The sequence below is a fragment of the Burkholderia sp. S171 genome, from assembly GCF_009766085.1.
In the GTDB taxonomy this organism is placed as follows: domain Bacteria; phylum Pseudomonadota; class Gammaproteobacteria; order Burkholderiales; family Burkholderiaceae; genus Caballeronia.
In genome coordinates, this window is sequence record NZ_LMUF01000047.1 from 478,289 (window position 1) to 488,993 (window position 10,705).

Genomic DNA, 10,705 nt, shown 5'->3' on the forward strand with positions numbered 1-10,705 from the left:
TTCTTGCCTGGATAGTTCTCGGAGTCATGTTTGGCATTGTCTACGGTTTGCCGATAGGCATGATCGCGCTTGCGAGCATTAGTGGTCAGTGGAACGACATATTGCCGACCCATTTAACGCTGGCGCACTATGCTCAAGCCTTCAGGGCGGAGTCGGCCAGTCAGTTGAAAATCAGTGTCCTGACCGGGGTGGTAGCAAGTGTGGTGGCTCTCGTGAGCGGGACGTGGGCCGCATTGGCATTGCGGGCGATGAAGGGGTTTCCCAAGCGGATTCTCGATGTCGTGTTCTTCATACCCAGCGCCGTGCCGTCAGTGTCAATTGGACTTGGCCTGCTGGTCGCGTTCAGTCAGCCACCTGTGCTTTTGAATGGCACGGCACTGATCGTGTTCATCGCGCATTTTTTACTCGTCTCGGCGTTCACCTACGGCAATGTCTCGGCGGGTCTCACGCGCCTGCCGCCGGAATTCGAACACATTGCCCAGAGTCTTGGCGCACGGCCTTTCTATCGCCTGCGTCACGTGACGCTGCCCTTGCTCGCGCCGTATCTCATCGCAGCTTTTAGCTTGAGTTTCGCGATGTCGATGGGCGAACTCGGTGCAACCTTGATGATCTACCCGCCGGGGTGGGTGACGCTGCCGGTCGGTATCTTTTCGCTGTCAGATCGCGGTGCCATCTTCGATTCCGCGACCCTGACCATGATTCTTGGTGCGGCGACGTTGATCGTGTTGATGGGCTTGTCTCGTATCGCCAACAAAGCGACGGTGAGGGGGTAAGTGTCATTGAGAGGATTGCATGAACCCGAGACGCAAACTATCCGCACGCACTAAGCAAAGTGCGCGGTCCCTTAAACCCTGACATCTAAGCCACTCGGCTCATGGAGGACTAAATTGATCCTGGTCTTGCTGCACCTGGCCGGTGGCGTCGCCCTGCTTACGTGGGGCCTCCATATGGTCGAATCCGGGTTGATGCGGGCATTCGGAGCCTCATTGAAGCAATTCATGGCGCACAGCCTTGGCAATCGCTTCAACGCTTTCTTTGCCGGATTGACGATCACCGGGGCGTTGCAAAGCAGCACCGCTACCGGAATGATTGCGACATCGTTCGCGGCCCGCGGCTTGATGAAGCCCGTGACGGGGTTGGCCATCATGCTGGGCGCGAACGTCGGCTCAACGCTGATTGTTCAGGCGTTTTCGCTTGATCTGAGTTGGATATCGCCCGCTTGCCTGTTGATCGGCATGGCGCTTTTCGAAAGAGGCAAGGGCTCCAGAAACCGCGATATCGGCCGGGCGTCTATTGGCCTGGGGTTGATGTTGCTGGCACTCACATTACTTGTTGCGACCATGCGGCCCGCGGAAACTGCGCCAGAATTGCGCACGGTCCTTGGCGCATTGTCCGGCGAGCCGATATTGAACGCTGCCGTCGCTTGCTTGCTGACATGGGCCGCACATTCGAGCATTCCGGTCGTGCTGTTCGTGATGTCGCTCGCTAGCGTTCACACAGTACCGATGAGTACGGTGGTGGCCATGGTACTCGGCGCCAACATTGGGAGCGCGCTGAATCCTTATTTCGAAGCGGCCAAGGGCGACGACCTGAGCCGCAAGCGTCTCCCTGCCGGCAACTTGCTATTACGTGGTGGCGTTTGTCTTCTGCTGTTGTCAATGAGCGTACCGGTCGCCAGTTTTCTGGACAGCGTGCCCGGCGATGCGGGACGAACTGTTGCCAATTTCCACACGGGTCTCAACGTGCTCATTGCCGCGCTGTTTATCGGGGTACTCGGCCCGGTCTCAAAGCTTCTCGAACGAATGCTGCCGCAGCGTGCCGGCGACACTCACCCGGATGCGCCACGTCATCTTGACCCCTCTTTGCTGGGCTCACCGGTCGAAGCGCTCGCATGTGCTACGAGAGAAGTTATTCATATGGGGGATATTGTCGAGGAGATGCTGCGCCGCAGCGTTCCAGTGCTCATTGCTGAAGACCGGCGCGCGGTGAATGAGATCATTCGTCGTGACGATGCGGTCGACGTGCTTCATGAGGCCATCAAGCAATACGTTACCGGGATAACCCGCGAGGAGTTGAGCATCGAGGACAATCAACGGGCGTCCGCTATCCTGACGTTCGTGATCAATCTCGAACATATCGGCGATATCGTCGACAAGAACTTGATGGAACTTGCGCAGAAGAAAATCAAGGGAAACTTGCGGTTCTCAGGAGAAGGAACCGAGGAATTGCTGGCGTTGCATCGTTCCGTGATTGACAGCTTTCATCGAGCTCAGGCGCTGTTCGTTACGAGCAGTCCGCGGACGGCCGAGCGTTTGCTGGAAGACAAACAAATTGTTCGACAGCTTGAACAGCACGCCAAGGAGAAGCACCTTGAGCGGTTGCGCGAAGGAAAACTCGACAGCATTGCCTCGAGTACTTTGCATCTGGATATATTGCGTGATCTAAAGCGGATTCACTCGCACGTATGCGCCATTGCCTATCCGCTTTTGCAAAGGGAGGCTTCGCAAGCCTAAGGCAAGAGCGGCATTTCAGCGTATCTCTAGTCCAATTTTCCCGATTGTCGGGGCTACGATGGCGCCTGCGTTCTGTGCCCGAAATACGGCCGTCAGGGCGATGGTGGGTTGCTGTCTCAAACGGAGTTTTCGGCGGGTCGACCGTCCGCCACGCAAATGCGCTTAGCGGGCGGCTGCCCGGCGTCTTTATCGAGCAGCACTTGGTCGACCACATTGAGAAAAGCCTGCACGAGCCGCGCGGCTTTACGCTCGGCGAGATAGGCGACATGCGCGTGCGTCACCACCTGCTCGCCGTCGATCGACAGCTTGCGCAGCCGCGAGTCATCAATATGCTCGCGCTCCGACACCGCCGCTATCCCAAGCCCAAGAATGACGGCTTCGCGCACGGCTTCCCGGCTGCCTACTTCGAGCGCGAAGTTAGGCTCAATACCATGCTGCCGGAGCGCGTCTTCAAGCGCCTTGCGCGTCGTGGAGCCTGGCTCGCGCATGATCATCTGCTCGTTGCGAAGTTCTTCAAGCGTAACGCGTCGCCGGCGCGCCAACCGATGCGTTACCGGAACGATGATGACTAGCGGATGCTGTCGATAAGGCACGTATTGAAGCCGCGGGTCGGCGCCGTATTGTGCAAGCACTGCGACATCCGTTTCATAGGACAGCAAGCCGCGCACAGTTTCCTCCGAGTTGCCGAGCCGGATCGATACGTGTAATCCCGGGTAGCGAAGATGAAACGCCGCGACGATCTCCATTGCATGCAGTGGCCCAACCGCACCCACGCGGATGGTCCCGGTGCCCAGGCCCGCCGATTCCTTCAAGAAGTCGATCGCCTCCTGTTCGCTGCTGAACATCCGCTGGGCGATTGCGAACAAGGTCTCGCCAGCCGCTGTCAGCACAATCCGACGGCCGCTGCGATGAAATAGCTCTACCCCGTAGCTTTCTTCAAGCGCTCGGACCTGCGTTGTGACAGTCGGCTGGCTGACATGCAGTGCGCGCGCGGCGGCTGTCACGCTGCCGTGCTTGCCGACGGCATAAAACGATCGTAGCTGAGTGAGTCGCATAGATTTCCTGAATACTTCAACAGAAGTATTTGTATTTTCACTATACATCGATGTTTCCCATAATTCATCCGTATCAGATGCATCACCAAAAGAGGAGGGGACAATGAACGGTGTTTTTTGGAATCCTGTCGAGATCCATTTCGGCCTTGGTTGTATCGAGCGGTTGCCGCAGATTCTTGAAGGCCGCCGCGCCGTCGTCGTGACGTTCCCGGAAGCGGCGCAAATCGGTCTCACGCAGCGCGTGCGCGAGTTGTGCGGCGATAGCGTGGTAGCCGTCATCGACGATGTGCAACCCAACCCGGACGTCACTCATATCGCCGGCTTGTATCGCGATTTCTGGCAGAGACATGAGCATTGCCCGGTCGTCGTCGCCATTGGTGGCGGCAGCGTGATCGACACGGCGAAAACCCTGATGGTCGGCACGGAAAGCGGAGAATTCGGCGAACTGCTGGCCTTGCTCGATACGGGCAAACCCTTCACCCCGCCGCGTGTGAAGTCGCTGATTACGGTTCCGACTACCTCAGGCACAGGTAGCGAAGTGACACCGTGGGCGACGATCTGGGACCGCACGATCAAGCAACGCAAGTATTCGTTGCAGCTCCCGCAGACGTGGCCGGAGGCTGCGATTGTCGACCCGGAACTGACGCTGTCGCTGCCGCATTCGGTCACGGTGCAGAGCGGACTCGATGCGCTATCGCATGCGCTCGAAGCCATCTGGAACGTCAATTCGAATCCGATCTCCGATGAATTCGCCGTGTCTGCCGCGCGCGACATGCTGACCACGTTGCCGGCGCTAGCGATGAATCTGCAGGACCGGACGCTGCGCGAACGGGCTTCGCTCGCGGCGCTCAAAGCGGGCCTCGCGTTCTCGAATACGAAGACCGCGCTGGCCCATTCCATTTCGTATGAGATGACGATCCATCACGGGTTGCCTCACGGAATCGCGTGTTCGTTCACGCTGCCGATGGTGCTGGATCTTGCGCTAGGCAAAAGTGCTGAGCGCGACGCCGTGCTTGCGAAAATCTTTCCGTGCCCCTTAGCCGATGCGCGCAACTACCTGACCGATTTCCTTGAATCGCTCGGGGTAAGCACATCGTTTTCGAGTTATGGCGTTGGTGTTGAAGAGTCGGACAGGATGATCGCTCACGCCTTGAGCGGACCACGCGGACGCAATTTCATTGCCGCGGGCGTGTAACGGACCGGTGCAGAAGTGTGGCCGGCAAGCATCAAGGCATGGTAATTCTGGAGGACAGCACATACCGGTTTCGCACCGGCGCATCTCGAAGCACAACAAAAAAGCCGCACTAAAGGCAAGTGCCGAGGCAGCGGACGTCAAATGGCGTCACGAGCCCGACCAAACATCAGGAGACAAGCCATGGAAGCAGTGGAAATTGCAGGTGAGATGCCGGCTGCCATCAATACCCGGTCTGTGAAGTCGGTTGCCCTAGCCAGTCTGATCGGCACGACCGTTGAGTGGTACGACTTTTTCCTCTACGGCACGATTACCGGACTCGTATTCGACAAGCTGTTCTTCCCGACAGGAAACGCCTTCGTTTCCACCATGCTGGCCTATACGGTCTACGCGGTCGGTTTTGTTACCCGTCCGCTTGGCGGTGTGATCTTCGGCCATTTTGGCGACCGGTTTGGACGCAAGCCTTTGCTCGTGCTCACGCTTTCCATCATGGGCGTGTCCACGTTCTTGATTGGCGTACTGCCAACCTATGCGTCGATCGGTATCTGGGCGCCTGTCTGTCTGCTGTTGTTGCGGCTGCTGCAGGGCATTGGCCTTGGCGGCGAGTGGGGCGGAGCCGTGTTGATGGCTTTCGAGTATGCGCCTCGCGAACATCGTGGCCTGTACGCGTCCTATCCGCAGATCGGGCTTGCAATCGGCCTGTGCCTGAGCAGTGGCGCAGTGGCGGTCCTGACGACCTGGCTGACTCCCGAGGCCTTCCTGCAATGGGGCTGGCGGGCCGCCTTCATGGCCAGCATCCTGCTCGTTGCCGTGGGCATGTTTATCCGGTTGCGGATTGTCGAAACACCCGCGTTCGCGAAGATTCGCGACAGTCACGCGGTCGCGAAGGTGCCGGCGCGGGAGGTGTTCACCGACTACCGCAAGAACGTGTTCCTGGGTTGGGGCGCGCGTTATATCGACGGCGTGATATTCAACACATATGCGGTGTTCGCGCTAAGTTATCTGATCGGTATCCGGCACTACGCGAAGTCGTCAGTGCTCGTTGCCGTGACGCTTGCCGCACTGGTGCTGATGTTCACGATTCCGATTGCCGCGCGCCTGTCGGACCGGCTCGGCCGCCGCAAGGTGTTCGGCTGGGGTGCGGTGGTTTGTGGCCTGAGCGCGTGGCCGGCGTTTGCGGTTTTTCATTACTCGAGCAGCGTCGTTGCGGTGACCGCTACCATTGTGATCGTATTGGGGGTTATCTACGCCTTCGTCTACGGCCCTGAGGCTGCGCTCTTCTGCGAACTGTTCGATACGCGGGTGCGCTATAGCGGCATCTCCATCGTGTACCAGGTATCGGGCATTGTCTCCAGCTCGATCACGCCGCTCGTCGCAACGGCGCTTCTGCACTACGGCAACCTGCAGCCGTGGTGGATCGCGCTTTACATTGCCGGTGTGGGGCTGCTCAGCGCGGTCTGCACGTACTTCATCCGGCGCACGTTCTGAACCCTGCGCTGTTCCTGCACCGTCGCCATCGACCCGTTATCTTCGAAACGTCGGAGATAACGGGTCGTCCCGCACGTCGTGCTGCACGTCGTTTTTACAGAACCTATACGCTGGGAAGCGTTCTTTCGACACGGCCATTACCGCAGAAGGTCAACAATACCAATCGATCCGAAGACCGTACGGTTTTCGCAAGATCGACACTATAAAAAGCGGGAGTACTATGACCGACGACGTGCGGGCTTTGATCGAAGAGATTCAACGTTACGCGGGAAACCGCGCGCAGGACGTGACACGCGGCGCGGAAACGCCAGCGCTGGCAGCGCTGATGGTCGAGAAGTTTGGTGAAGGTCTGGTAAAGGCGGGGTACTTGCTGGGCGTCGAGCGGGCCGATGCACTCAAGCATGAAATCGACCGCCTGATACGCGAGATCGATGTGCAATACCCCACGCATCTTCAATACCGTTTTGAAGCGCGTCCGGCGGGACTGGCCATCAACGGCACGGCCCACTGAATGTTGCGCATGCCGATGTGAAAAATGGTCTTGGCCTGTTTTCGACCTTGTGGTGAATAGAGAGTACAACAAAGTATAGGTCGACTGGATTTTTATGCGAAATCCTTTAACCGGTCCGCACCAATTTATGGAAAATGTTATGGCTTTCAAAAAAACCAAGGGCAACATAACCGTTGAGGCTTGTGTTCTGCCGTCGCCTGGCCAGATGTTCAAAGGCGCAATCCGCGTGACAACGGTTCGTGACACGAAGTCGATCGAGCGAGTGACGGGGCGCGGCTGTGGCCGCCCGATGCGCGACGCCGACGCAGCCTTGGCGATGGCTGAAACTGCCGCCAGACAGATGATCGGCGCCTAAGCTATTTGCAGGCGCAGCCGCTGCAAGTGCGCGCTGCGATCGCTCATGGGGGCAGTGCGCTCCACTTTCTTGCAAGATCCAGTTGCTCGACATGGTCGATTAGCGCCTGGGTGAAGACGCGAATCTTAGCGGGCGGATGGCGCCTGCTCTGGTAAGCAATATTGATGGTAAGACGGGGCAGTTGCCAGTCTTCGAGCAGGGGCACTAAGCGTCCGGCAACAATATCGTCGTGAACAATGTACAGCGGCTGAATGACGATGCCCATGCCGGCATAACCCGCCGCGCAAATCACCTGCCCTTCGTTCGAATCCAGTGTGCTCGTGATCGGGACATCGCGGCTTTCTTCTCCCCGCGTGAGATGCAGCACATAGGGATCCAGCGCAAGGTTATAGACAAGCATCCGGTGGCCCGCAAGGTCCTCGGGTGTCTTGGGACGCCCATGTCTGGCCAGATATCGGGGCGACGCAGCCAGGACGCGTCGCGTCTCGGCCAGACGCCTCACCGTGATGCCGGAATCGCCCTCGTACTCACGCGTGCGAATGGCCACGTCGATACCCGCTTCGATGAAATCCGGATACCGGTTGGCCGCCACGATCTGCACGGATAGCTCAGGATATTGCAGACTGAACTCGGGCAACCAGGGCGCGATATGCATCATGGCGAATGAGACGGAACTCGTGACACGCAACGTGCCACGCGGGTTAAGCGCGGCATCGCCGGCAGCGGAGTCGGCCTCGGCCATCTCCGCCAGAATGGTGCTGCAGCGCCGGTGGTAATCGCGCCCGGCATCGGTCAGCCAGAGCCGTCGCGTGGTTCGCTCAACCAGCCGTGCGCCCAGCCGCTCTTCCAGCGCAGTCAACGTCCGGCTAGCCGCCGCGTTCGACATGTTCAGTTTCTCTGCCGCTTTCGACAAGCTGCCCGTCTCCGCCGTGAGGACAAAAAATTCGATCTGGGTGAACCGGTCCATAAGGGATTTTTCCGCTGGGTGGAAATATCATTTCACTATAGCTCGTTTTATTCCGGCGAACCACGGGCTAATATCGGTGCAATCAGGCTCGCTGATCATCACCGGCAGCGGCTATACAAGGAGACATTCACAATGCGCAATATCGATGAAGACACCATCACGCAGGCTGTCCTTGCGTCAATGAATGGATGTGGCAATCCACGCCTTCTCACGGTCATGACGAGTCTTGTGCAGCATCTGCACGCGTTCGCCCGTGAAGTGAAGCTCACCGAGGACGAGTGGTTAACGGCCATCAAGTTCCTGACTGACGTAGGCCATATCACCGACGACAAACGCCAGGAGTTCGTCCTGCTGTCCGACACGCTGGGCCTCTCCATGCTGGTCACCACGCAGAACAACCGGAAACCTGCAGCGTGCACCGAGGCGACCGTATTGGGCCCTTTCTTTGTGGACGGCGCGCCGGAGTATCAGAACGGCGACGATGTATCCAATGGCGCGTTGGGCGCGCCGTGTTTTGTGCAGGGACAGATTCGCGGCGTGAACGGCGAGCCTGTTGCCAATGCGTCAGTTGATGTCTGGCAGTCCGACGAAGACGGTTTCTACGACGTACAGAAAACGACCGATGACATAGGCGACATGGTTCATAGCGCACGGGGCAAGTTACACACGCAAGCCGACGGCCGCTTTCATTTCCGGTCGATACTCGCCGAGGCTTATCCGATCCCTCACGATGGTCCGGTCGGAAGAATGCTTGATGCACTCGGGCGACATCCGTGGCGGCCCGCCCATCTGCATTTCTGGATCAAGGCACCCGGTTACGACACGCTGATTACTCACGTGTTTCGCGACGGCGATCAGTATCTGGATTCGGATGCGGTGTTTGGCGTCCGGTCGAATCTGGTCGTGGAATGGGTGAAGCACGAACCGGGCATCGCGCCCGACGGCACCTTCATGAGCGCGCCGTTTTATACGCTCGACTATGACTTTGTTCTGAACCTCCAGGGGATTGCGGCATGATCCGGCATATTGTCATGTGGCGCGTGAGCGGAGAAACGCGCGAGGAAAACTTGGCGTCGCGTCAGCTCGTCAAGCGCAGCTTTGAAGGGCTGCGGGGACTTATCCCCGGCATGCATCATCTGGAAATCGGCATGGATTCGAGCGCCACGGAGTATGCCTGCGACGTTGTCCTGGTGACTGATTTCGAATCGCAAGATGCGCTTGACGCCTATGCCAGTCATCCCGAGCACTTGCGCGTGAGGCAGCAACTTGGCTGTATTCGGACCGCACGGTTTCAAGTTGACTACCCGGTCGAACCTTTGATCTCCGCTTCACTGTCAACCGTGGAGACGGCCAATGCAGGCATTTGACTTCGTGTATTCGGCACGGGCGGCGCGAGTGGTGTTTGGCGCAGGGAGTCTGCAGCATCTTGAACGCGAGGTGCTCAACCTGAACGCCGAGCGCGCGTTGATCCTGTGTTCCCCTCAACAACGTGACGTGGCTGAAGCACTCGCCGCCCGCCTGGGATCGCGCGCGGCGGGTATCTTCGATCGCGCGGTCATGCACGTACCGGTGGAGCTCGCGGCCGAAGCCCGGCAATTGGCTAAAGAATTAAATGCGGATTGCGCGATCGCGGTGGGCGGTGGCTCGACCATTGGCCTCGGCAAGGCAATTGCGCTTGAATCAGACTTACCGATACTCGCTATTCCGACGACCTACGCCGGCAGTGAAATGACGCCTATTTTCGGCTTGACGGACGCGGGCTTGAAGCGGACCGGAACTGACTTGCGGGTGCTTCCCAAGACGGTTATCTACGATCCTGAATTGACGTTGACGCTCCCGGCGCAACTGTCGCTGACTAGCGGTATCAATGCCATTGCGCACGCTGCTGAAGGACTCTATTCACGCGATGCCAATCCAATTATCGGCTTGATGGCGGAAGAGGGTATTGCGTCACTGGCGCGCGCGTTGCCGGTGGTTGTTGCGCATCCTGAGGATAGTCACGCGAGGTCGCAGGCGCTGTATGGTGCCTGGTTGTGCGGGACGGTGCTGGGAAGTGTCGGTATGGCTTTGCATCACAAGCTCTGTCATACGCTTGGAGGCAGTTTCAACTTGCCGCATGCGGCGACGCACACCATCATCCTGCCGCATGCGTTGTCCTATAACGCGGGTGCCGCGCCTGATGCAATGAAGCGGATAGCACGCGCGCTCGGGCACGACAACGCCGCAATGGGTGTGTATGAACTTGCGAAGGCGAATGGTGCTGCGGTGGCGCTTAAAGACATCGGGATGAGCGCGGAGCAGCTTGACCGGGCGGCGGAGATTGCCAGTGCCAATCCGTATTGGAATCCACGTGAGGTTGAGTACGACGCTATTCGTTCTCTGCTGCAGGATGCTTTTGATGGCGCACCTCCGAGATAGGGTTTTCGCTCGCGCCGGTGGACGGGGTTTGGGGGTTTTTGAGGGGTGGGGGCGGTCGGGGTCAGTGCTGGGTTGCTAGGTTTTGAGGTTGGTGGTCGGGGTCAATGCCGGGTTGGTGCTTTCAGTGTTAGTGGTCTGCGAGAGTCGGATTTTCTCTTTATCACTGTTAGCCACTGTGCGTGGCGGCACGTCATTTCTTTGTCCAA

At 58.4% G+C, this 10,705-nt stretch carries 11 protein-coding genes; 9 read left to right on the forward strand and 2 right to left on the reverse strand.

Annotated elements, in window-relative coordinates:
* The first annotated feature begins 26 nt into the window (after positions 1-26).
* The gene (locus GSQ93_RS27355; protein WP_254074075.1) at positions 27-773 is read left to right on the forward strand and encodes an ABC transporter permease subunit; all 747 of its coding nucleotides are present in this window, start codon (positions 27-29) and stop codon (positions 771-773) included.
* A gap of 126 nt (positions 774-899) precedes the next feature.
* On the forward strand, positions 900-2,513 hold the full coding sequence (locus tag GSQ93_RS27360; protein WP_301952090.1) for a Na/Pi cotransporter family protein: 1,614 nt from the start codon (positions 900-902) through the stop codon (positions 2,511-2,513).
* 116 nt (positions 2,514-2,629) lie between these two features.
* On the opposite strand, the gene GSQ93_RS27365 is transcribed toward GSQ93_RS27360, so the two are convergent.
* A complete protein-coding gene (locus GSQ93_RS27365; protein WP_158938747.1) occupies positions 2,630-3,568 on the reverse strand; it encodes a LysR substrate-binding domain-containing protein in 939 nt (312 codons plus the stop codon).
* A 103-nt stretch (positions 3,569-3,671) separates the two neighbouring features.
* Between GSQ93_RS27365 and psrA the strand changes: the two genes are divergently transcribed.
* From psrA to GSQ93_RS27385, 4 genes are all read left to right on the forward strand, one after another.
* Positions 3,672-4,763 (forward strand): iron-containing alcohol dehydrogenase PsrA, encoded by a 1,092-nt coding sequence (gene psrA, locus GSQ93_RS27370; RefSeq protein ID WP_158938748.1) that lies wholly within the window; start codon positions 3,672-3,674, stop codon positions 4,761-4,763.
* 180 nt (positions 4,764-4,943) lie between these two features.
* Positions 4,944-6,248, forward strand: coding sequence for an MFS transporter (locus GSQ93_RS27375; RefSeq protein WP_254074076.1), 1,305 nt, complete (start codon positions 4,944-4,946; stop codon positions 6,246-6,248).
* 220 nt (positions 6,249-6,468) lie between these two features.
* Positions 6,469-6,759, forward strand: coding sequence for a hypothetical protein (locus tag GSQ93_RS27380; protein WP_158938749.1), 291 nt, complete (start codon positions 6,469-6,471; stop codon positions 6,757-6,759).
* Between the two features lie 139 nt (positions 6,760-6,898).
* On the forward strand, positions 6,899-7,114 hold the full coding sequence (locus tag GSQ93_RS27385; protein WP_158938750.1) for a hypothetical protein: 216 nt from the start codon (positions 6,899-6,901) through the stop codon (positions 7,112-7,114).
* A gap of 43 nt (positions 7,115-7,157) precedes the next feature.
* Here GSQ93_RS27385 and GSQ93_RS27390 read toward each other — a convergent pair whose 3' ends face one another.
* On the reverse strand, positions 7,158-8,081 hold the full coding sequence (locus GSQ93_RS27390) for a LysR family transcriptional regulator (protein ID WP_158938751.1): 924 nt from the start codon (positions 8,079-8,081) through the stop codon (positions 7,158-7,160).
* 132 nt (positions 8,082-8,213) lie between these two features.
* Here GSQ93_RS27390 and GSQ93_RS27395 point away from each other — a divergent pair, with 132 nt between their 5' ends.
* The 3 genes from GSQ93_RS27395 to GSQ93_RS27405 are packed head-to-tail and all read left to right on the forward strand — an operon-like array spanning position 8,214 to position 10,499.
* A complete protein-coding gene (locus tag GSQ93_RS27395) occupies positions 8,214-9,098 on the forward strand; it encodes an intradiol ring-cleavage dioxygenase (protein ID WP_158938752.1) in 885 nt (294 codons plus the stop codon).
* Positions 9,095-9,448 (forward strand): Dabb family protein, encoded by a 354-nt coding sequence (locus GSQ93_RS27400; protein ID WP_158938753.1) that lies wholly within the window; start codon positions 9,095-9,097, stop codon positions 9,446-9,448. Before GSQ93_RS27395 ends, GSQ93_RS27400 begins: the two co-directional genes overlap by 4 nt.
* Complete coding sequence (locus GSQ93_RS27405) at positions 9,435-10,499, forward strand: maleylacetate reductase (protein WP_158938754.1); 1,065 nt, start codon at positions 9,435-9,437, stop codon at positions 10,497-10,499. Before GSQ93_RS27400 ends, GSQ93_RS27405 begins: the two co-directional genes overlap by 14 nt.
* The last annotated feature ends 206 nt before the right edge of the window (positions 10,500-10,705 follow it).